At 71.2% G+C, this 21456-nt stretch carries 20 protein-coding genes and 1 tRNA gene; 13 read left to right on the top strand and 8 right to left on the bottom strand.

Translation table 11 applies throughout. From position 1 onward, the window contains the following. The first annotated feature begins 80 nt into the window (after positions 1 to 80). The 6 genes from ACGFS9_RS29940 to ACGFS9_RS29965 all read left to right on the top strand — a co-directional run bounded on the left by ACGFS9_RS29940 (position 81) and on the right by ACGFS9_RS29965 (position 4726). Complete coding sequence (locus ACGFS9_RS29940; protein ID WP_081217087.1) at positions 81 to 509, top strand: DUF3052 domain-containing protein; 429 nt, start codon at positions 81 to 83, stop codon at positions 507 to 509. Between the two features lie 250 nt (positions 510 to 759). Next, a complete protein-coding gene (locus tag ACGFS9_RS29945; RefSeq protein ID WP_393257517.1) occupies positions 760 to 1218 on the top strand; it encodes a peroxiredoxin in 459 nt (152 codons plus the stop codon). A gap of 113 nt (positions 1219 to 1331) precedes the next feature. Beyond that, on the top strand, positions 1332 to 1907 hold the full coding sequence (locus ACGFS9_RS29950) for a TerD family protein (protein ID WP_393257446.1): 576 nt from the start codon (positions 1332 to 1334) through the stop codon (positions 1905 to 1907). Positions 1908 to 2008: 101 nt separating this feature from the next. Further along, positions 2009 to 2584 (top strand): TerD family protein, encoded by a 576-nt coding sequence (locus ACGFS9_RS29955; RefSeq protein WP_393257448.1) that lies wholly within the window; start codon positions 2009 to 2011, stop codon positions 2582 to 2584. A 134-nt stretch (positions 2585 to 2718) separates the two neighbouring features. After that, complete coding sequence (locus ACGFS9_RS29960; protein ID WP_393257450.1) at positions 2719 to 3867, top strand: DUF475 domain-containing protein; 1149 nt, start codon at positions 2719 to 2721, stop codon at positions 3865 to 3867. A gap of 121 nt (positions 3868 to 3988) precedes the next feature. After that, the gene (locus ACGFS9_RS29965; protein ID WP_393257452.1) at positions 3989 to 4726 is read left to right on the top strand and encodes a Tellurium resistance; all 738 of its coding nucleotides are present in this window, start codon (positions 3989 to 3991) and stop codon (positions 4724 to 4726) included. Positions 4727 to 4787: 61 nt separating this feature from the next. Here the strand turns inward: ACGFS9_RS29965 and ACGFS9_RS29970 are convergent, their stop codons facing one another. Next, positions 4788 to 5693: a TerD family protein gene (locus ACGFS9_RS29970; protein WP_393257453.1), complete on the bottom strand. Its 906-nt coding sequence runs from the start codon at positions 5691 to 5693 to the stop codon at positions 4788 to 4790. 194 nt (positions 5694 to 5887) lie between these two features. On the opposite strand from ACGFS9_RS29970, the gene ACGFS9_RS29975 reads away from it, so the two are divergent. Genes ACGFS9_RS29975 through ACGFS9_RS29985 form a run of 3 tightly spaced genes read left to right on the top strand, consistent with a single transcriptional unit; the run spans position 5888 to position 10436 of the window. Next, complete coding sequence (locus ACGFS9_RS29975; protein ID WP_393257455.1) at positions 5888 to 7057, top strand: HpcH/HpaI aldolase/citrate lyase family protein; 1170 nt, start codon at positions 5888 to 5890, stop codon at positions 7055 to 7057. Positions 7058 to 7101: 44 nt separating this feature from the next. Beyond that, on the top strand, positions 7102 to 9609 hold the full coding sequence (locus ACGFS9_RS29980; RefSeq protein ID WP_393257457.1) for a phosphoribosyltransferase: 2508 nt from the start codon (positions 7102 to 7104) through the stop codon (positions 9607 to 9609). Beyond that, positions 9609 to 10436: an HAD family hydrolase gene (locus tag ACGFS9_RS29985; RefSeq protein WP_393257459.1), complete on the top strand. Its 828-nt coding sequence runs from the start codon at positions 9609 to 9611 to the stop codon at positions 10434 to 10436. The genes ACGFS9_RS29980 and ACGFS9_RS29985 overlap by 1 nt, the downstream gene beginning before the upstream one ends. A gap of 215 nt (positions 10437 to 10651) precedes the next feature. Here ACGFS9_RS29985 and ACGFS9_RS29990 read toward each other — a convergent pair whose 3' ends face one another. After that, entirely contained in the window at positions 10652 to 10879 is a 228-nt protein-coding gene (locus tag ACGFS9_RS29990) for a zinc ribbon domain-containing protein (RefSeq protein ID WP_393257461.1), read from the bottom strand. A gap of 695 nt (positions 10880 to 11574) precedes the next feature. Between ACGFS9_RS29990 and ACGFS9_RS29995 the strand changes: the two genes are divergently transcribed. Both ACGFS9_RS29995 and ACGFS9_RS30000 read left to right on the top strand, forming a co-directional pair. Continuing rightward, entirely contained in the window at positions 11575 to 13542 is a 1968-nt protein-coding gene (locus ACGFS9_RS29995; RefSeq protein ID WP_393257519.1) for a transglycosylase domain-containing protein, read from the top strand. Positions 13543 to 13635: 93 nt separating this feature from the next. Then, positions 13636 to 14934 (top strand): hypothetical protein, encoded by a 1299-nt coding sequence (locus tag ACGFS9_RS30000; protein ID WP_393257463.1) that lies wholly within the window; start codon positions 13636 to 13638, stop codon positions 14932 to 14934. A 360-nt stretch (positions 14935 to 15294) separates the two neighbouring features. On the opposite strand, the gene ACGFS9_RS30005 is transcribed toward ACGFS9_RS30000, so the two are convergent. Then, entirely contained in the window at positions 15295 to 16779 is a 1485-nt protein-coding gene (locus tag ACGFS9_RS30005; RefSeq protein WP_393257464.1) for a hypothetical protein, read from the bottom strand. A gap of 212 nt (positions 16780 to 16991) precedes the next feature. After that, positions 16992 to 17723, bottom strand: a complete 732-nt coding sequence (locus ACGFS9_RS30010) for a DUF4097 family beta strand repeat-containing protein (RefSeq protein WP_393257466.1) — start codon at positions 17721 to 17723, stop codon at positions 16992 to 16994. Between the two features lie 526 nt (positions 17724 to 18249). Between ACGFS9_RS30010 and ACGFS9_RS30015 the strand changes: the two genes are divergently transcribed. Next, positions 18250 to 18324 (top strand) — tRNA-Val (locus ACGFS9_RS30015). A 144-nt stretch (positions 18325 to 18468) separates the two neighbouring features. Here ACGFS9_RS30015 and ACGFS9_RS30020 read toward each other — a convergent pair. The 3 genes from ACGFS9_RS30020 to ACGFS9_RS30030 form a co-directional block, all read right to left on the bottom strand. Then, the gene (locus ACGFS9_RS30020; protein ID WP_393257468.1) at positions 18469 to 18783 is read right to left on the bottom strand and encodes a hypothetical protein; all 315 of its coding nucleotides are present in this window, start codon (positions 18781 to 18783) and stop codon (positions 18469 to 18471) included. A 67-nt stretch (positions 18784 to 18850) separates the two neighbouring features. Next, complete coding sequence (locus ACGFS9_RS30025; protein ID WP_393257470.1) at positions 18851 to 19297, bottom strand: hypothetical protein; 447 nt, start codon at positions 19295 to 19297, stop codon at positions 18851 to 18853. 318 nt (positions 19298 to 19615) lie between these two features. Continuing rightward, positions 19616 to 19804: a hypothetical protein gene (locus ACGFS9_RS30030; protein WP_393257471.1), complete on the bottom strand. Its 189-nt coding sequence runs from the start codon at positions 19802 to 19804 to the stop codon at positions 19616 to 19618. A 139-nt stretch (positions 19805 to 19943) separates the two neighbouring features. On the opposite strand from ACGFS9_RS30030, the gene ACGFS9_RS30035 reads away from it, so the two are divergent. After that, positions 19944 to 20366, top strand: a complete 423-nt coding sequence (locus ACGFS9_RS30035; RefSeq protein ID WP_393257521.1) for an excalibur calcium-binding domain-containing protein — start codon at positions 19944 to 19946, stop codon at positions 20364 to 20366. 430 nt (positions 20367 to 20796) lie between these two features. Here ACGFS9_RS30035 and ACGFS9_RS30040 read toward each other — a convergent pair whose 3' ends face one another. Continuing rightward, positions 20797 to 21408, bottom strand: a complete 612-nt coding sequence (locus ACGFS9_RS30040) for a hypothetical protein (protein WP_393257473.1) — start codon at positions 21406 to 21408, stop codon at positions 20797 to 20799. Positions 21409 to 21456 lie beyond the last annotated feature (48 nt).

Raw genomic sequence — 21456 nt, forward strand, 5'->3', positions numbered from 1 at the left:
ACGCGCGTGGCTGAGACTCTCCCGAGCTCTGGACGAGCGGGGGGAGACCCCAATCCCGAAACACGATCAGGAGGCAAGCCGTGAGCGCGACCGCGGACCACGCGGAGGAGCGGACCAACCCGGCCGCCAGGCTGGGGTTCGAGCCCGGACAGGTGGTCCAGGAGATCGGCTTCGACGACGACGTTGACCACGAGCTCCGTGAAGGCATCGAATCGCTGATCGGCCAGGACCTGGTCGACGAGGACTACGACGACGTCGCCGACGTGGTGCTGTTGTGGTTCCGCGACGAGGACGGCGATCTCACGGACGCCCTGGTGGACGTCATCGGTCTCCTTGAGGACGGCGGCATGATCTGGCTGCTGACCCCGAAGACCGGCAGGGACGGTTACGTCGAGCCCAGCGACATCAGCGATGCCGCACAGACAGCCGGCCTCTCCCAGACGAAGAGCATCTCCGTCGGCAAGGAATGGTCGGGCACCCGCCTGGCCACCCCCAAGTCGAAGCGCTGAGCCGCAGGCCGTCTGCGAGCAGAGCATCCGTGAGGCCCCCGCCGAGCCACCTCGGCGGGGGCCTCACGCGTGCCCGGGGCCGACCCGCGCCCCGCCCGGGACGGACCGGGCCGCCGCCCTCGTCGCCACCCCCGCGCCCCGCCGCGGAGCCCCCGGCACGTCACCCGGCGGGCCGTGCCGGGGACATCCGGAGGTCACTGCGTACGCTGGTCGTCACCCGAACAGACCCGTGGAAGGGAAGCGCGTGACCATGACCGTCGAGGTGGGCACCAAGGCCCCGGACTTCGAGCTGAAGGACAACCACGGCGCCACCGTGAGGCTCTCGGACTTCCGTGGCGAGAAGAACGTGGTGCTGCTCTTCTACCCGTTCGCCTTCACCGGTGTGTGCACCGGCGAGCTGTGCTCCCTGCGCGACAACCTGCCGCGCTTCACCGAGCGCGACACCCAGCTGCTCGCGGTCTCCGCCGACTCCGTCCACACCCTGCGGGTCTTCGCCGAGCAGGAGGGGCTGGAGTACCCGCTGCTGTCGGACTTCTGGCCGCACGGCGAGGTCTCCCGCGCGTACGGGGTCTTCGCCGAGGACAAGGGCTGCGCGGTGCGCGGCACCTTCGTCATCGACAAGGAGGGCGTGGTGCGCTGGACCGTCGTCAACGCCCTGCCCGACGCGCGTGACCTGAACGAGTACGTCACGGCGCTCGACACCCTGTGATTCTTCGGTTCCAGCCCTGCGGGGCACGGGAACCCGTTACTAGGATCGAATCGTTGATCCGATACGAACGCACCGACGGGGCTCCCCGCCCCTGAACACCATTGGGAGGACTCGTGGGAGTCAGCCTCAGCAAGGGCGGCAACGTTTCGCTGTCGAAGGAGGCCCCGGGACTGACCGCGGTCATCGTCGGACTGGGATGGGACGCCCGGACCACCACCGGCGTGGACTTCGACCTCGACGCCAGCGCCATCCTCACGAACGCGGACGGCAAGGTCAGCACCGACCAGAACTTCGTGTTCTTCAACAACCTGAAGAGCCCGGACGGCTCGGTGGAGCACACCGGCGACAACATCACCGGTGAGGGCGAGGGCGACGACGAGCAGATCAAGGTCAACCTCGCCGCCGTCCCCGCCGACGTCACGAAGATCGTGTTCCCGGTCTCGATCTACGACGCCGAGAACCGCCAGCAGTCCTTCGGCCAGGTCCGCAACGCCTTCATCCGCGTCGTGAACCAGGCCGGCGAGTCGGAGATCGCCCGCTACGACCTCTCCGAGGACGCCTCGACGGAGACCGCGATGGTCTTCGGCGAGCTCTACCGCAACGGCGCGGAGTGGAAGTTCCGCGCCATCGGACAGGGCTACGCCTCGGGCCTGCGCGGCATCGCGCAGGACTTCGGCGTCAACGTCTGAGCCGTACGGCCTCAGCCGCACCGGCCCGGCGCCGCACCCCTTCGGTGCGGCGCCGGGCCCGCTGTACCACGTGAAGATCGACCTCGGGGAGGAACAGCATCATGGGTGTCACACTCGCCAAGGGGGGCAATGTCTCCCTCTCGAAGGCCGCACCGAACCTCACGAACGTGATGATCGGGCTCGGCTGGGACGCGCGCTCCACCACCGGAGCGGATTTCGACCTCGACGCCAGCGCCCTGCTGTGCAACGGCGGCCGGGTGCTCGGGGACGAGTGGTTCGTCTTCTACAACCAGCTCAAGAGCCCGGACGGCTCGGTCGAGCACACCGGCGACAACCTCACGGGTGAGGGCGAGGGCGACGACGAGTCGATCCTGATCGACCTCTCCAAGGTGCCGGCCGAGGTCGACAAGATCGTCTTTCCGGTCTCCATCCACGACGCGGACAACCGCGGCCAGACCTTCGGCCAGGTCAGCAACGCCTTCATCCGCGTGGTGAACCAGGCCGACGGCCAGGAACTGGCCCGCTACGACCTGTCCGAGGACGCCTCCACCGAGACGGCGATGATCTTCGGCGAGGTCTACCGGTACAACGCCGAATGGAAGTTCCGCGCGGTCGGTCAGGGGTATGCGTCAGGACTGCGGGGGATCGCGCTCGACTTCGGGGTGAACGTTTCCTAGGCCCGTCTGTCTCGGCCGGGGGCGGCCCTCTACACTGCGTGGTCAACAGTAGGTAAAGACGAGTGCGGCGCGGAGGAAGCTTTCCTCCGAGCGACCGTTGGGGGTGCCCCCACGACACGATGATTGGGTAGCCAGTGCTTCTGAAAACCTTCGGCTGGTCGTTCGCGATCACCGCGCTCGGCCTGGTCGCAGCGGCCTTCTACGGAGGGTGGACCGCCTTCGGCATCGTGTCGATCCTGGCTGTCCTGGAGATCTCGCTGTCCTTCGACAACGCGGTGGTCAACGCCGGAATCCTGAAGAAGATGAACGCCTTCTGGCAGAAGATCTTCCTCACGATCGGTGTCCTCATCGCCGTCTTCGGCATGCGCCTGGTGTTCCCCGTCGTCATCGTCGCCATCAGCGCCAAGATCGGCCCGATCGACGCGGTCGATCTCGCGCTGAACGACAAGGACCAGTACCAGCAGCTGGTGACCGACGCCCATCCGTCGATCGCCGCCTTCGGTGGCATGTTCCTGCTGATGATCTTCCTCGACTTCATCTTCGAGGACCGCGACATCCAGTGGCTGCGCTGGATCGAGCGCCCGCTGGCCAAGCTCGGCAAGGTCGACATGCTGTCGGTCTGCATCGCCCTGATCGTCCTGCTGATCACCTCCTTCACCTTCGCCGTCCACGCCCACCAGCACGGCGGCGGGCACGTCGACAAGGCGCAGACGGTCCTCATCTCCGGCATCGCGGGCCTGATCACCTACATGATCGTCGGCGGTCTCTCCGGCTACTTCGAGGACCGACTCGAAGAGGAGGAGGAGCGCGAGCACGAGCAGGAGGAGGAGGCCGAGCGCACCGGCAGGAAGAAGCCGGCCGTCGTCCTCGCCGGCCAGGCCGCGTTCTTCATGTTCCTCTACCTCGAAGTGCTGGACGCCTCCTTCTCCTTCGACGGGGTCATCGGCGCCTTCGCCATCACCAACGACATCGTGCTGATGGCGCTCGGCCTCGGCATCGGCGCCATGTACGTCCGGTCGCTCACCGTCTACCTGGTCCGCCAGGGCACCCTCGACGACTACGTCTACCTGGAGCACGGCGCGCACTACGCGATCGGCGCCCTCGCCGCGATCCTGCTGGTCACCATCCAGTACGAGATCAACGAGGTCATCACCGGCCTCGTCGGCGTCGTCCTGATCGCCTGGTCCTTCTGGTCCTCGGTGCGCCGCAACAAGGCGCTCGCCGAGGCGGAGGGAAAAGCCCCGGCCTCGGACGACAAGACTGAGATCTCGTCCGGGGTCTGACACCACCGCACCGTCCGGGGTGTGACAGCCCCCCGGACGCGGAACGCTCTGAACGGGGCGGCCGTCGAGGACAGGTCCTCACGGCCGCCCCGCGGCACACCGAGGAACGTGGGGGGCGAACATGGGCATCTGGCAGGACCTGTGGCGGGGACGTTCGGCGGACTTCGACTCCGGCAGCGCGGCCTCCAACTCCATCGAGCTGACCAAGCGCAACCACACCGTCTCCCTCACCCGGCAGGGCGCGGCCACCGGCAACCTGCGCATCAACCTGTCCTGGCGGATGCGCAGCTCCGACATCGGCGGGCCGCAGCGCGAGAGCCTGCTGCGCCACCCCTTCCGCACCTTCAAGCCCGACGTGGTTCAGGCGCACACCCAGAGCATGGTCAACGTCGACCTCGACCTCGGGGTGATGTACGAGCTGGCGGACGGCACCAAGGGCGTCGTGCAGCCGCTTGGCAACTTCCTCGGCGAACTCAACGCGCCGCCCTTCGTCAAGCTCAGCGGCGACGACCGCTTCGGCTCTGCCTCGGGCGAGACCGCGTACGTCAACCTCGACCACCGCGACGACATCAGGCGGCTGCTGGTCTTCGTCTACATCTACGACCAGACCCCGGCCTTCGACCGTACCCACGCCATCATCACGCTGTACCCGAGCAACGGCCCGCGCATCGAGATCGGCCTCGACGAGCGCCATCCGCAGGCGCGCTCCTGCGCCGTCCTCCTCATCGAGAACAACAAGGGCGAGGTCACCGTCCGCCGCGAGGTGAAGTTCGTGTACGGATTCCAGGCCGAGCTGGACCGGCTGTACGGCTGGGGACTCCAGTGGGGCCGCGGCTACAAGTCGAAGGCCGACCGTTAGGGCCGCCCTGGCCCGCCGCGGCGCCCCCCGGAGGCCGGGCCGGGCGCCCCGCGGGCGGGGCTCAGCGCCCGATGAACTGCGGACCCTGCGGCGGCAGCCGGAAATCGGGGTCCGGGCCGCCGCCCACCGCCTGCGGGAAGCCGTATGCGGGCGGCGCGGCGGGCGCGGTCTGCGGCGGCGGATACCCGTACGCGGACTGCTCGTCCGTCCGGCCCGCGGGCTGCGGATAGCCGTACGCCGGTTCGGTGAGGGCCGCGGCCGGCTGCGGGTAGCCGTAGCCGGGCCGCTGCGGCACCGGAGCGGGCTGCCGGGGGAGCGGCGGCACCTGCTGCTCGGGCGGCAGCGGCCCCGAGGTCTCCGCGGCACCCGCGGGAGCGGCCCACGTCTCGGCCTCGGGGCCGGAGCCGGCCGGCGCCGCGGCCTCGGACTCGTCCACCGAGATCCCGAAGTCGGTCGCGAGGCCGACCAGGCCGTTCGAATAGCCCTCGCCGAGCGCCCGGAACTTCCAGCCCTCGCCGCGCCGGTACAGCTCCCCGCAGATCAGCGCGGTCTCCGCACCGGTCTCCGGGCGGACGTCGAAGTACGCCAGCGGCTCCCCGTCGGCGACGGCGGCGTCGTACAGCACGATGCGCAGGTCGGTCACGCGGTCGAAGGCGACGTCGTCCGCCGACGCGACGAGGAGAATCTGTCCGACACCGGACTCGACACCCGCCAGATCCGTCTGGATCGTGTCGGTGAGACCCTCGGCAGTGCGCTTCTTGCCGAGCCGCCACACCGAGCCCGACGGATGACGGGGCTGGTTGTAGAAGACGAAGTCCTCGTCGGATCGCACACGACCCTCGGGGCCGAGGAGCAGCGCCGAGACATCGACGTCGGGGACGTCCTGGCCCGGCGTCCAGCGCAGGACGGCGCGCACCGCCGTGGCGTCCAGCGGGACGTTCGACCCCTTCAGCATGGCGTGCGTCATGCCGCCATCCTGCCCCCTCGGTCCTGGTCACGACAATGCGGGGTCGCCCCCGACCGAGCGGGTGTCGGACACCGCCGGGTTACCTGAACTTCACGCCCGGCGGGAACCTCCGACATTGATCCATACGTACTATTACCGGCCACATCCCATCCGGCCCACCAGCCGCAGCCCACTAGCCGCCACGGGGGAGTCTCATGCGTCATTTCGGTCACATCGCCCCGCAAGAGCGGCAGCGCCTCTTCCACCGGGAGCCCGGCGACTTCACCGCCGACTCCCCGGCCCGCGTGCTGGCCGCCGCCCTCGGGGCGACGCTCTACAGCCCTGCCACCCGCCCGCGCCTCGCCGACGACATCCTCAAGCAGGCCGCCCGCGGCGTGGTCTCGATGGTGCTCTGCCTGGAGGACTCCATCGCTGACGCCGAGGTCCCGGACGCCGAGGAGAACCTCGTCCGGCAGTTCGCCGAACTCGCCGCCCGCCCCGCCGACGGAGGGCTCCCGCTGCTCTTCGTCCGGGTGCGCCGCCCCGAGCAGATACCCGACCTCGTCCGGCGCCTCGGCCCCGCCGGCCGGCTGCTGTCCGGATTCGTCGTCCCGAAGTTCACCGAGGAACGCGGCATGCCCTTCCTGGAGGCCCTCGAAGCCGCCGAGGCGGCCGGCGGACGCCGGCTCTTCGCCATGCCGGTCCTGGAGTCCCCCGAACTGCTCTACCGCGAGTCGCGCGTGGAGACCCTGGAAGGCATCTTCCGCGCCGTCGACAAGTACCGCGACCGGGTCCTCGCGCTGCGCCTCGGCGTGACCGACTTCTGCTCCTCCTACGCGCTGCGCCGGGCCTCCGACATGACCGCCTACGACGTCCAGGTGGTCGCCTCCGTGATCGCCGACGTGGTGAACATGCTCGGCCGGGCCGACGGCACGGGCTTCACGGTGACCGGGCCGGTGTGGGAGTACTTCCGCGTGCAGGAGCGCATGTTCAAGCCGCAGCTGCGCCGCAGCCCCTTCCTGGAGGGGCGGGCGGAGGAACTGCGCGCGACACTGATCGAGCACGCCATGGACGGTCTGCTGCGCGAGATCGCGCTCGACCAGGCCAACGGCCTGATGGGCAAGACCTGCATCCATCCCTCCCATGTGCTGCCCGTCCACGCGCTGTCCGTGGTCAGCCACGAGGAGTACAGCGACGCCCAGGACATCCTCCGCCCCGAGCGCGGCGGCGGCGGCGTCCTGAGGTCGGCCTACACGAACAAGATGAACGAGGTGAAACCGCACCGCGCCTGGGCCGAGCGCGTCCTGCTGCGCGCCGAGGTCTTCGGCGTCGCCCACGAGGACGTCGGCTTCGTCGAGCTGCTGACGGCCGGACTCGCCCCGTGAGCCGGTCCGGCCGGCCGGACCGCACCCCCACCCCCGAGGAACGGATGGACACCCCCGTGCAGGACCAGAACGACCCGGGCGAGGGGCGGGGACCGGACGGCGCGGCCGCCCCGGCCGCCGGAACGCCCTGGAGCGGCACCTGGGTCGCCGAGCGGCTCGGCGTCGAGCTCTCCGGCGACCCGGGGCTGAGGGAGCTGCTCGGCCTCGCGCTGCGGCGCAACCCCAAGAGGGCCCACCTGCTCGTGTCGAACGTGCTGGGCAAGCACGTGCCCCAGTCGCCGTCCGTCGTGCACGGCCAGGGCGTCGCCCTCGGCCGCAGGGTGCGGGCCCTGCTCGGCACCGAGCAGGCCCGCCGCGCCGTCGTCCTCGGCTACGCCGAGACGGCCACCGGGCTCGGCCACTCGGTCGCCGACGGCGTCGGCGTCGCGCCCTACCTGCACTCCACCCGCCGCCCGGTCCCCGGGATAACGCCGGCGGGCGGCTTCGAGGAATCCCACTCGCACGCCACCTCGCACCTGCTGCTCCCCGAGGACCCGGACCTGCTCGCGGGCCGCGGGCCGCTGATCCTCGTCGACGACGAGTTCTCCACCGGCAACACCGTCCTCAACACCATCCGCGACCTGCACGAGCGGCATCCCCGCGAGCGCTACGTGGTGGTGGCGCTGGTCGACATGCGGTCGGCGTCCGACCTGGCCCGCTTCGAGGAGTTCGCCGGCCGGATCGGCGCCCGCGTCGACCTCGTCGCCGCCGCGTCGGGCACGGTCCGGCTGCCCGAGGACGTCCTGGACCGGGGCCGGGCCCTGGTCGCCGAGCACGAGCGGGCCGACGCGCCGGCTCCCGCCGCGGCGAGCGCCGGCCGGGCCGCGCGGGTCGACCTGGGCTGGCCGCGCGGCCTCCCGGACGGCGGGCGGCACGGATTCACGCCGCAGCAGCGCCGGCGCCTGGACGCCGCCCTGCCCGCCATGGCGGCGCGCCTGGCGCAGGCGCTGCCCCGCGACGCCCGCCGGGTGCTGGTGCTCGGCTTCGAGGAACTGATGTACGCGCCGCTGCGCCTGGCCCGCGCACTGGAGACCTCGGCGGCCGCCGAGGTGCGCTTCTCCACCACGACCCGCTCCCCGGTCCTCGCCGTCGACGACCCCGGGTACGCGATCCGCAGCCGCCTCGCCTTCCCCGCGCACGACACCCCCGGCGACGGACCCGGCCCCCGCTTCGCGTACAACGTCGCCGGAGCCGGCTTCGACGCCGTCGTGGCCGTCGTCGACTCCGCCGCCGACACCCCCGCCCTGCACGCGCCCGACGGCCTGCTGGCCCGGCTGGCGGAGCACACCGGGAGCGTCCTGCTCGCCGTCGTCCCCTCGTACGTCCCCGCCCGGCCGTCCACCGAAAGGCCCTCCATGCTGCCCGAGCCCCTCCGCGGCCCCGCCTTCTCCTCGTACGCCCCCGACGAGGTCGGCTGGCTGCTGCAGGACCTGTCGGACGTGACGCTGGAGGCGCCGACCGAGGAGCGCGAGGAGGCGATCCAGAGCGGCGGCGCCCACTACGCGGAGTCGCTGCCGGTGGAGTACCAGCCGAGCCGGCAGTACCAAGAACTGTTCCAGGCCGCGCTCGGCGCCTCCGCGGCCCGCATCGCCGAGGCGGTCGGCGCCGTCACCGAGGTCGTGCTCGCCGAACGCTCCCCGCGCCCCGTCCTCGTCTCGCTGGCCCGCGCCGGCACGCCGGTCGGCGTCCTGATGCGCCGCTGGGCCCGGGAGCAGCACGGCCTCGACCTCCCGCACTACGCCGTCTCCATCGTCCGGGGCCGCGGCATCGACGCCAACGCGCTGCGCTGGCTGGCCGCCCACCACGACCCGGCCGACGTGGTGTTCGTCGACGGCTGGACCGGCAAGGGAGCCATCACCCGCGAACTCGCCGACGCGGTCAGGGAGTTCGAGGAGGCCGAGGGCATCTCCGGCTTCGACCCGGAGATCGCGGTGCTCGCCGACCCCGGCTCCTGCGTGCGGACCTACGGCACCCGCGAGGACTTCCTCATCCCCTCCGCCTGCCTCAACTCCACCGTCTCCGGGCTCATATCGCGCACCGTGCTGCGTTCCGACCTGGTCGGCGAACACGACTTCCACGGCGCGAAGTTCTACCGCGAACTCGCCGCCGCCGACGTCTCCGCGGAGTTCCTCGACACCGTCTGCGCCCGTTTCGGGGACGTCGCCGAGTCCGCCCGGGACCGGGCCAAGGACCTCCTCGCCGCCGACCGGACCCCCCGCTGGGAGGGCTGGGCCGCCGTCGAGCGCATCAGCGAGGAGTACGGCATCCACGACGTCAACCTCGTCAAGCCGGGCGTCGGCGAGACCACCCGGGTGCTGCTGCGCCGGGTCCCCTGGAAGATCCTCGCGCGCGCCGGAGCGGGCGCCGACCTCGACCACGTGCGGCTGCTCGCCGCGCAGCGCGGGGTGCCCGTCGAGGAGGTCACCGAACTCCCCTACACCTGCGTGGGGTTGATCCACCCGAAGTTCACGCGCGGTGCGACCGGCGCCGACGGCCGGGCGGTGAACGCCTGATGTCCGCTTCCAAGACGCTCGTGGCCAGCGATCTCGACCGCACGCTCATCTACTCCTCGGCCGCGCTCGCGCTGACCATGCCGGACGCGCGCGCACCCCGGCTGCTGTGCGTGGAGGTACACGAGAGCAGGCCGCTGTCCTATCTGACGGAGACGGCCGCCGGGCTGCTCACCGAACTGGGCTGGCTGGCCCACTTCGTGCCCACCACCACCCGCACCCGCAAGCAGTACCAGCGCATCAACCTGCCCGGCCCCGCGCCCGCGTACGCGATCTGCGCCAACGGGGGCCACCTGCTCGTCGACGGCGTCTCGGACCCCGACTGGCACCGCGCCGTCACCGACCGGCTCGCCGCCGAGTGCGCGCCGCTCGCGGAGGTCCGGGAGCACCTCGCGAAGACCGCGGACCCGGCCTGGGTGCGCAAGCACCGGATCGCCGAGGACCTGTTCGCCTACCTGGTGGTGGAGCGGGAACTGCTGCCCGAGCAGTGGGTGAAGGACCTGGCGGTCTGGGCGGAGAACCGCGGCTGGACGGTCTCCCTGCAGGGCCGCAAGATCTACGCCGTGCCGAAACCGCTCACCAAGAGCGCGGCGGTGCGGGAGGTGGCCCGCCGCACCGGTGCCCCCCTGACCCTCGCGGCGGGCGACTCGCTGCTCGACGCCGACCTGCTGCTCGCCGCGGACCGCGGCTGGCGGCCGGGCCACGGCGAACTCGCCGAGGCCGACTGGACGGCGCCCGCGATCACCGCGCTGCCCGAGCGGGGGGTCGCGGCGGGGGAGCGCATCCTCCGCGAGTTCGTGGGCGCCTGCGGCGGAACGCCCTCCGCCTGATTGCCGCCGGTGTGCCCCGGATCGTCCGGTCCGGGGCCTCCGCGCGCCCCCCTTCGCCGGGCTTCGCCGTGCGGTGCGGGCGTGACGGGATGACGGACCGCGAGACGTCCGATGAATGAACGTTCGGGCGGTATGCCGGTTTCGGGCGTGCCGCGTCTCACATCGTGCGGCGCGCTCCGGGCAAACCTGAAGATCTTCTGAGAAATTGTCCGTGCTCAGCCGCAGCAGCCTCCGCCGCAACACCCGCCCCCGCCGCCGCCCGCGCCGGGTGCGGGAGCCGGCGCGGAGGCCGGGCCGCCGGTCGCGACGGACACCGTCGACAGGAGTTTCACCGTGTCGCCGTGACCGGCCGGACAGGCCGCCGGAGCAGCGGATTCGGCCATCGGGCGGCTGACTTCGAAGGTGTCGCCGCAGGTCCGGCAGCGGTACTCGTAGCGAGGCATGCCGACAGGTTAGCGGCAGGCGGCGGCCCGGGCGGAGTGTCGCGCGACCTTCGCCGCGAAGCGGTCGCACCCGGGACGGACCGACCGTCCGCGACCGATACGGGGAGGATGCGTGCGCCTCCCGCGAGGCCGGTGCGTCGCCCTCTGCGCATTTTTGTCGGCTCATTGATCGAAGCGATCTGGGAGACCGCTGATAATTTAATAGTGCCGCGACGAGCCGCAAGGTCGGGGATGGGGGAATCGCAGTCGCGTGAGCGGCCGCTGCATCTACCCGCGCGCGCAATTCGGAAGTGCGGAGGGAGACGCAGTCGTGACCCAGACTCGGCATCGAGCCGCTGCCCGGCGTCCCGTGGCCACGGGGGACGAGAGGGCCGCCCGGCACGGAGGGGCCACGGCCGCCACCTCCGCGGGCCCCGGTTCCCCGCGCCCGCCGCGCTTCACCCCCGGCGCGGCATCCACCCGCTCCGCCCGCGTACCCGGGCACGAGGCGACCGCGGCGTCCGCCGGGCGCACGGCGTTCCCGCGGCCCGCGGAGCCCGCCCGCCGCCCGCGGCCCGCGGAGCCCGCCCGCCGCCCGCGGCCCGCGGAGCCCGCGAGGTCCGGGCAGCGTCCTCACCGCGGAGCGTGCCGTGGTTGACCCGATCGGAGCGCACCGCCCCGGCGGCACCCGCCGCAAACCGCCGCAGCCCAACGCCCTGTCCCGCGGGCTCGCCCGCGGGAAGTCCCTGGCCCGCCGCTGCCGGCCCGCCTACCCCCGTCCCGGCCGGGCCGGCTGGCGGCGCTGGCTGCCCTCCTGGCGCCAGTGGCTCGGCGCCGTCGCCGTCGCCGTCGGCCTGAGCGGCTCGCTGCTCGCCGTCGCCTACGCCGCGACGGACATCCCGCGCAACCTCAACACGTACGCCACCCAGCAGGACAACGTGTACTTCTGGGCCGACGGCACACCGATGGCCCGCACCGGCTGGGTGCGCCGCCAGGACATGCCGCTCAAGGACATCCCCGTCGACGTGCGCTCGGCCGTCCTCGCCGCGGAGAACGAGAGCTTCTACAGCGACCCCGGCATCTCGCTCAAGGGCATCAGCCGCGCCCTCGTCCGCACGGTCGGCCAGGGCGACACCCAGGGCGGCTCCACGATCACCCAGCAGTACGTCAAGAACGTCTACCTGAACCAGAACCGCTCGGTGAGCCGCAAGTTCACCGAGGCCATGATCGCCCTCAAGCTCGACAACAAGATGAGCAAGGACAAGATCCTGGAGGGGTACCTCAACACCAGCTGGTTCGGGCGCGGCACCTACGGCCTCCAGCGCGCCTCCCAGGCGTACTACGGCAAGGACGTGAGCCGCCTCAACGCCAGCGAGGGAGCCTTCCTCGCCTCCCTCCTCAAGGGCGCAGGTCTCTACGACCCCACCCTGAGCGAGTCCAACCACAAGCGGGCCGTGCAGCGCTGGTCCTGGATCCTCGACCGGATGGTCAAGACCGGCAAGCTGTCGGCCTCCGAGCGGGCCACGTACACGAAGTTCCCCGAACCGCTCAAGCAGGGCGTGGCGTTCGACACCGGAAAGCAGAGCGACTACCTGGTCGAACTGGCCTCCCAGTACGCCAAGAAGGCCGGGCACATCTCCGACCGGGACTTCGACCTCGGCGGCTACCAGATCTACACGACCTTCGACCGCAAGCGGGAGAAGACCCTCACCGACACGGTCACCAAGGCGCGCGCCAAGGCCAGGAAGGACGACCCGGACGGCGCCGAGAACGTCCACTACGGCGCGTCCTCGATCGCCACCGACGGCCGCATCCTCGCCGTCTACGGCGGCCCCGACCACCGCCGGCAGGGCTACAACGAGTCCAACGCCACCACCGTCCCCGCCGGCTCGGCCTTCCTCCCGCTGGTCTACGCCGCGGGCCTGGAACACGGCATCCACAAGACCCGTGAGGGAGCGGCCACCCCGGTCACGCCCGACTCCGTGTACGACGGCAACGACGGCGTCCCCGTGACCACCCCGGAAGGCCCCTACTGGGACCGCAGCGGCAAGAAGGTCGCCGCGCACAACGACGGCAACAAGGACTACGGCCAGATCACGCTGCGCCAGGCGCTCGCCTCGTCCGTGAACACCCCGTTCATGCAACTCGGCATGGACGCCGGCCTGGACAAGGTGCGCGAGACGGCGGAGGCGTCCGGCCTGCTCTCCTCCAGCATCGGCCGGCAGGTGCCCACCCTGTCCCTGGGCAGCTCCACGCCCAGCGCCATCCGCATGGCCAGCGCCTACGCCACCTTCGCGGCCGACGGCCGGCACACCGAGCCCTACTCGGTGCGCCGCATCACCCGCAACGGCTACCGGGTCACCCTGGACACCCCGGCATCCCGCCGCGCGATGCGCGCCGAGGTGGCCGGCCAGGTCACCGAGGCGCTCACCGACTCCTTCCGCACCGCCCACCCCGGCGCCGCGCCCGCCACGGCCCAGGTCGCCGGCAAGAAGGGCACCACCCCGGACGACAAGGCCGCCTGGTACGTCGGCACGAACCGCTCCGTCTCGACCGCGGTGGTCCTCTACCGCATCGACCTGTCCAAGAGCCTCGAACCGCTTCCGCTCGAAGGGATCGCCGGCACACCCGAGACCGACGTCCCGTACGGCATCTGGTCCGGCGCGATGAGTCCGCTGCGCTGACCTCGTCGGCCGGCCGCACGGACCGGCCCCCGCCGACGGTCTCCCGCCGGCCGCGCCCCCGCCCCTCGAACCCCCTCGCAGAATGTGCCCCGTATGAACTCGAAGCACAGCCGGCGCCGACGCCGCGAGCCCGAACGGCCCTCCGAGGCGACGTCCGCACGCCAGGGCCTCGCCGCCATGACGGCGTTCCTCGTCGTCACCTCCCTCACGGCCACCTACCTGGCCCTGAACACGGACAACACGGCACCGGCCGCCTCCACCCGCGCGCACGCCTCCGGCGATGCCAAGGCGCGGAAGGAACCGGCGTGGGACGGGAAGACGAAGATCCTCGGCGACGGGTCCACGTCCTACACCGGCCCGCAGAAGGGCGAGTTGAAGGCCGTCCCGCTCAAGCCCGGCCAGAAGCCGCCCCAGTTCGTCGTCTTCTCCTGGGACGGCGCCCTCCAGGGCGACGACCAACTGTTCTCCCACTACCGGGAGATGGCCGAGCAGTACAACGCGCACATGACGTTCTTCCTGACCGGCATCTACCTGCTGCCCAAGGCCAAGAAGACGCTCTACGACCCGCCGATGCACGATCCGGGCGCCGCGGCGATCAGCTACCCCACCGACGAGCACATCCGCACCACGCTCACCGAACTCGGCAAGGCGTGGAAGGCGGGCAACGAGATCGGCACCCACTTCAACGGCCACTTCTGCGGCGAGAAGGGCGGCGGGGACTGGAGCGTCGAGGAGTGGCGGAGCGAGATCGACCAGTTCTTCGCGTTCGTCGACAAGTGGAAGACCAACACCGGCTACACCGACCTGCCGGCGCTCCCCTTCGACCCCGCGAAGGAAGTCAACGGCGGACGCGCTCCCTGCCTCGAAGGGCAGAAGAACCTGCTCAAGGCGATGAAGGCCACGTCGGACAGGTACGACTGGCGCTACGACGCCAGCTCCGCGGGCGACTTCCAGATATGGCCCGTCAAGAAGGAGGGCGTCTGGGACTTCCCGCTCCAGATGCTCCCCTACGAGAACGGCAAGTACCAGGGCCTGTCGATGGACTTCAACTTCCTCTACAACCAGTCCGACGGGGAGACGGACGGGGACGCGGCCCAGTACCCGCAGTGGGAGCAGGAGACCGTCGCCTCGTACATGGCCGGCTTCAACCGCGTCTACTACGGCAGCCGGGCGCCGCTGTTCATCGGCAACCACTTCGAGGACTGGAACGGCGGCATCTACATGAAGTCCATCGACCAGGTCATCAAGAACGTGTGCACGAAGAAGGGCGTTCGCTGTGTGTCCTTCCGTGAACTCTCGGACTGGCTCGACGTGCAGAAGCCGGGCACCCTGGAGCGCCTGCGCAGCCTGGACCCCGCCCAGTCGCCGGACTGGTCGACGGTGGTGAAGTAGCCGGTCACCCCCGCCCCGGCGAGGTCGCCCCGGCGGCGACGAACATCAACTTACCCGGGACATAAGGGACCTGGTTGCACTCCCGCCCAAGTCTTCGCAGGACCGACACGGGTGGGGGGAAGGTGTGAAGGTTCCCCGCGGAGACGGGGCCGGCAGGGCGCCGAGCCCCGGGTGACTGGCGCGTGGTGACGGGGCGGGCGGGGTGCGGCCCGGTTGACTGGCGCGTGGTGACGGAGGTCGGCCGGCGCGGAGATCCGGGTGGCCGGGGCGTGGAACGCACTCCGGCGTCGCCCCGGCGCCCGGTGCGACGCAACCGGTCCGGCCCCGGTGACCCCGCCGTCCGCCGTCCCTCTCGCGACGTCAGACGCCGCCGCGTTCCTCCCGGATCAGGGCGACGACCTGCGCGGCGGTCTGCCGCACGGCCTCCGTCTCGGTCAGGAAGTGCCAGTAGTCGGGATGGCGGCCCTCCAGCGTCGCGACGGCCCGGTCGAGCCGGGCCACGGAGTCGTCCAGCGGGCGCGCGTGCCGCGGGTCGGGGGTGCTGCGGCCCGACATGGCGAGCCGCTGGGCGTCCCGGACCGCGAAACGGGTCCGCTCGATCTCCGCCTGCGGGTCCTTCTGCACGGCGTTCAGCCGGCGCAGCCGGTCACCCGCCGCCGACACGGCCTCGTCCGTGTCGTTCAGGAGCGCCCGCACCGTCGCCAGCAGGGCCGTCGCGTCCGGCCAGCGCTGGGCCTCACGGGCCGCGCGCGCCTCCTTCAGCTTCGCCTCCGCCTGCCGCACGCTCTCCTCCGCGACCTCCGGAACATGCTGGAGGTCCTGCCAGCAGGCCGCGGAGAACCGCCGCCGCAGCTCGCTCAGCACCGGTTCCACCTGCCCGGCGCGGGTGGTCAGCGCCTGGGCGCGGGTCCGCAGCGACACGAGCCGCCGGTCGATCTCCGCGGCCCGCTCCGGCAGCCGCTCCGCTTCGGCTCTGACCGCTGCGGCCTCGCGGGAGACCTGCTCGGCGCGCTCCAGCGTCTCCGGCACGCCGTGCCGTCCGGCGCCCTGGTTCAGCCGTGTCAGCTCGGGCCCGAGCGCGGCGAGCCGGGCCGCCAGGTCGTCCGCCCCGAGCCCCGAGGCCCGGGCGGCGTCGAGCGCGTTCGAGGCGGCGAGCAGCGACTGGCGGGCCCGCTCCACGGCCGGGGCGAGCCGGGCGAGCTGGGTCTCCGCCTTGCCGAGCAGCGGCCCGAGCCCCCGCTCGAACCGGTCCAGCTCGATCTTCACCCGTCCCAGCTCGTCCTTGGCCGCCGTCAGGTCGGTACGGGCCCGCGCGGCGGCCGACGCCTCCAGCTCGTCGCGGTCCAGGTCGTGGGAGTCCACGGCGGTGATGTACCGCCCGCTCGCCTCGTCGATACGCCGTCCCAGCTCCTCGAAGTCGGCGACCACGCGCCGGGCCGCCGGGGAGTCGTCCACGGCCGTGATCGTCTCGATGGAGATCCGCAGATCGCGCTGGGCGGTGTCGAGCTCGTAGAACGCGGCGGCGGCGGCGTCCTTGGCGGCCTGCGCCTCGGCACGCTGCCCCTCTCCCCGCCCGCCGAACCAGCGCCGGGTGCCGCCCCCGGCGAAGGCCGCGGGCAGCGCGAGGGCGGCGAGCACCGGCAGCGAGACGAGGAGCAGGACGTCACGGGCGCCCGCGCGCGGCCGGCGGCGGCGCCGTGCGGACCGCTGCGGGGCGGGGCGCTCGCGCGGCGGGCCGGAAGGGCGCGGCTCCGCCGGCCCGCCGGCAACGGTCCGGAAGCCCGCCACCCTCGGCCCGGCAGCTCGACGGGGGCCGCCCGTCGGCGCTTGGGGCGGACACGGCATCGCAGGCGCCGCGACCGGCGGACCGGGATGCGCAGGCCCCGCGGTCGCTGGACCGGGATGCGCAGGCCCAGTGATTGCTGGACCGGGACGCGCAGACGTCGCGAACGGCGAGTACGGCCTCGAAGGTGTCGCCGTCACATCCCTCTCCCGTGCAGTCATCCGCTTGCCCGGCTGTCATTCTCCCACCCGACAAGGACGAACACACGGGCCGGTCAGTTCGCGGTTCGCACCGTGATCCCTCCGTCGGCGGTGTGAGCCGAGACACGGTGCGGGCTGGAGGCGTCGCGCTCCACGTCCACCCGGACCGATCCGTCGCCGGTGCCGGCCGCCACCCGGTAGCGGGCCCGGGGGAGCACGATCGACACCGAGCCGTCGTCGGTCCGCGCGTCCACGAGGTCGGGAACGGCCGCGAGTTCGAGGTGTACCGAGCCGTCCTCGGTACGGGCACGCACGCGCGGAGCCGCCGTGCCGAGGACCTGGATGGAGCCGTCGGCGGTACGCAGGTCGAGCGGCCCGGAGGAGTCGCCGACCCGCACCGAACCGTCGGCCGTGCGCACGCTCAGCCGCTCGGTGAAGCCGCGCGCGCTCACGCTGCCGTCCCGCTCCCGCACGATCACGGCCACACCGCGCGGCACGACGATCCGGTGGCGGGCGGAGCAGTCGGCGATGACCCCCGAGCACTTCATCCGCAGCACCAACCGGTCCTCGTCCTCCATCGCCCACGTCACCCTCGGGTCCCCGCCGACGGTGACGTGCCCCTGGAACCACCGGGTGACCGCCACCCGACCCGGGTCGGCCGTCTCCGACGTCACGATCTCCAGCGCGGAGTCGTCCGAGTCGACGGTCAGCGTCCGACCGTGCAGGGCGAAGGAGCGGTGATCGGGGTGCCGGTCGTCCGCCGCCGACGCACCGCACCCACCGGCGAGGCCGACGACGACCGCCACGGCACCCGCGACACCGAGGCCCCGACGAGCACGACGGAGGCGCCCGGCGCGGGAGGCCGCGCCGGAGGAGTGCCCAGGGGGTGGCGTGCACGCCGAGGTGTGGAACGGAAGGGAAGCGGGTGCGGGCGGGGGAGTGTGGGCGGGAGAGGAAGAGGGTGCGGGCGTCGGGGTGCGGGCGGGAGCAGAGGGGGGTCCGGGCGGCGGAGTGTGGGCCGGAGGGGAGGAAGGGCCAGGCGGCGGAGTGTGGGCCGCGGTGCGCTCCGGTGTCCCGGTTGGCATGGAGGCGGTCGGTGTACGGGCCATGGTGTCGTCTCCCCCTGAGAGGTCCGCGAGTCGCTCCGCACCCTCGGCCGGACCCGGCCCGCGAAGCCGTCTCCGAAGCTATGCGGCCCCGCCGCCCAGGGGGATCCGGCCCGCTCCCGGACCGCAGGTGGGGCTAACCCCCGGACCCGCACACACCCGCCTGCGCACGGGATACGGGTTTGCAGGTCGGGCCCCCGGGCAATGTAGGCTGTCGACTCGTTCTGGGCGCGTAGCTCAGGGGTAGAGCGCCGCCCTTACAAGGCGGATGTCGGCGGTTCGAAACCGTCCGCGCCCACCAGTCTCAGGACACGACTAGGGCTCCGGACCTCCCAGCTCAGGGAGGGCATGGGGCCTTGTTCGTGCGCCCGCCACGCGTCTCTGGTTACGCAGTGCCTACACCCTCACGACGTGCGCACTATCTAGGGGCGTCCCTAACTCTCCCTTAGAGGATCACGGCCATTGCGCATTTCATGGTGGGGATGCCGCAACTCCCGCGCTCCTGATCGGAGCGCTGGGGTGCGCGCGGAGGACAGATCAGGCCGTACCGGTCGAACAGATCCTCGGCGAACTCCGTCGGGTGGATGGGGGCACATCGGCGGGGTCGGTCGAGTCGCGCGCCGCCCCTGCTCACGGGGTGGATGCAGGCGGCGCTGTCGGCGGCTCCGTGGCCGCAGACGACGCGGACGTCGGATGCGACGAGGGTGCGGGCGCGGAGCTGGTACCAGTGGGACATCAGCTCCCGGAGGTTGGTGGCCACACGTGCCTCCAGATGTGCCGTGGTCCGGCCTGTGTGGCGCGGGCCGGGCCGGGCTCGCGTCGGGGTGTCATCCAATCGAGGGGCAGGCGTCCCAGCGCCACGTGCCGCCTTCACGAGTCCATGCCTGCGACTCGCGATTGAACTGCGGGATGTTCCCGGCGCCGTAGCTGACGCGAGCCAGGTCGCCCGCAATCTGGTCGATGTGTACGCCGGTCGCCTTCTGGCTGCCGTACTGCTGGTGCGCGTCCTTGGCCAGGGTGGTGAATGCGGCCGCGCTCATCTGCTTCTGGCAGCGTGCCGACACCAGGTTGTAGCCGGATGCGTCGCCGCTGAAGAGAGCCGCGGTGTAGTCCCTCACCGCCTGTTCGAGGGTGGCTTTGTCGGCGTCGGTCTTCTTCTTGGCTGCACTACTGCCAGCGGGCGCGGCGTTGGCCTTGTCGTCACTGCCGGATGAGCAGCCGGTGAGCGCGAGCAGGAGTGCGGCGATGAAGGCGAGGGCGGTTCGGGTGCGCATGGTCCCCCTTGGGATGGCTTGCCTGAGGGGGCATCATCGACGATGCGGACCGGCCCCATGCTCGCGTCCCGGATCTGTGACACGTGTGGGTGACGGCCGGATTGTGGGGCGCGGACTGTTCGCCGTCCGTGCTTCCGTCCGGCGTCAAACGTGCACGGCGGCGCCTGGCCGTGCGTTGTCGTCCCTTTGCATGCGTGGTGAGGCTGGCACGGAGAAACCCCGGGCCTGTGGGCTCTCCGGGGCTTCTTCGTGTGTCTGTGGCATCCCGATTCGGGGCGCAGCTGTTCACCGAGGTCGCGACACGGGCCTGACCTGTAGTCAAGTTGCCTTGCTTGTCTGGCGTGCGGCGGCGTCGGGACCGGCGTACCGGGGCTGGTCGGGTGTGCCGCCGGAACGCTTCGGGCGACCGCGTCGGACGAGCTGGCGGGCGCCGTCAAGAGTGAGCCCGAGGTGTCGGGCGGTCTGGTGGGCGGTGACGTAGCCGTGCGGGATGACCTGCGACTGCACGAGACCAGTATGCCCGGATGCGGTTTGCTTCGGCTGGTGGTGCAGTTGAGGAAACGTCTGGTTGACGACGCGGGGTGTTGCGATGGCCGACGGCGGAGGACGGCGCATGCCGGTTCGGAGGCGTTGGGCCGCCCTGGGCATGTCGGCGAAGGTCCTGACCGTTGTGGTGGGCCTGGTGGTCGGGTTCTTGGTTCTGGGCGGGCTCCTGGAGGCGTGCGGAGGCGGTTCCCCGGAGCCTGGGGGCCAGGCGCCGAGCAGCAGTGCCGTGGAGTCGTCTCCGACGGTGGAGGGTTCGCCGAGCGCTGCAGAGCCGGAGAGGGAGGACCCTAATCGGCCGGTGGTCACGTTCACGGAGACGGTCACGGCATCGGAGCCGGTGGAGTCGGCGACGTCAGCATCGGGGGAGCCGGAGTCGTCGTCGAGTGCGGAGGGCGTCTACTACGAGAACTGTGATGCCGCGCGCGCGGCTGGTGCGGCGCCTCTGCACCGGGGTGAGCCGGGGTACAGGGATGGGCTGGATCGGGACGGGGACGGGGTCGCGTGCGAGCCCTACTCCCGGTGACTCGCGCGGGCGCCTACTGCTGCAGCCGCACCTGTGGTGAGTGGGCAGCCACTTGTTGAGTCGTACATGAGTGGGAACATCACGCTTGTCGGTCTGCGGGGCCGGGCGGCGGGGCTGGATGTGCTGCAGAGCCGGATCAGTCAACATTCCCGCAGGTAGAAGCCTCGCCAGCGGGGGGAGGGGAGAGAGATCTGCAGGGCCTGCCGGCGCCGCTGCACGCAGTACCGATGTGCCCGATTCCTGCCCACTCAAGCTGATCTGCCTTTCGGACGAGGAGTAGAGCTTCTCCCTGCGCGTCATCGGAAGAGCGAGCTTCTCCGGCACCGGCCAGTACGATGCCATCCATGCTGAGATTGTGGTCAGTACCGAATTCGTCAGTGGTCGCGGCGAGCTGTTTCTCAACGCGCATGACTTCGATAAGGAGTGTGAGTCAGGAGACCGAGGAGAAATCGATGTAGGTTTGTCTTATGTTGGCCCATTCTGGATGTACGGCATAGTCCCACCGGTCCGCGATATGTAAGCACTTCGCTACCACCTGCCTATAGAACTGCGGTTGCCGGAGGTCGGGAAACTTCCAGACGGTTCCCCCTGCGTCTGTGCAGGCCAGATACGGCCCTTCGGGCGCAGAATCTATGAAGTCGGCCCACGAACGGTACTTTTCCACGCGGCCGGGCGTGGCCCCGGCCAGGTCGTACACCCCCGGAACAAGGTGGACGTGTGCATGGGCGATGCATGACGAATCGAGGGGATCTGATGCGCAGCCCCCGTGCTCGAACATGGTGACGGGACGGCTGTAGACGGCAGACAGGCAAGTGTTGACCGATAGGACGAAGTCCGCGAAATCGCCCCGTTCGCTCGAGGGCAGTAGCGATGCGTTGGGGACATGGCGTAACGGCAGCGCCAGCAGGTAGCCGGGAACGAGCGAACCGACTGCGGGGATCGCGAGAGCAGATCCGGATCTCATCAAAGGATCGTTGAACCAGTGCTGCTCAAGCTGACCCGGGCAGAACTCGCAGGATGCGTTGGTCGACTCGGCGTGCACACGGCTCCTGTCAACCTGTGCCGGATTCCGGACGTATTTTTTCACAGA

Origin of the sequence: Streptomyces sp. NPDC048566, from assembly GCF_043199735.1 — a bacterium.
Taxonomy (GTDB): domain Bacteria; phylum Actinomycetota; class Actinomycetes; order Streptomycetales; family Streptomycetaceae; genus Streptomyces.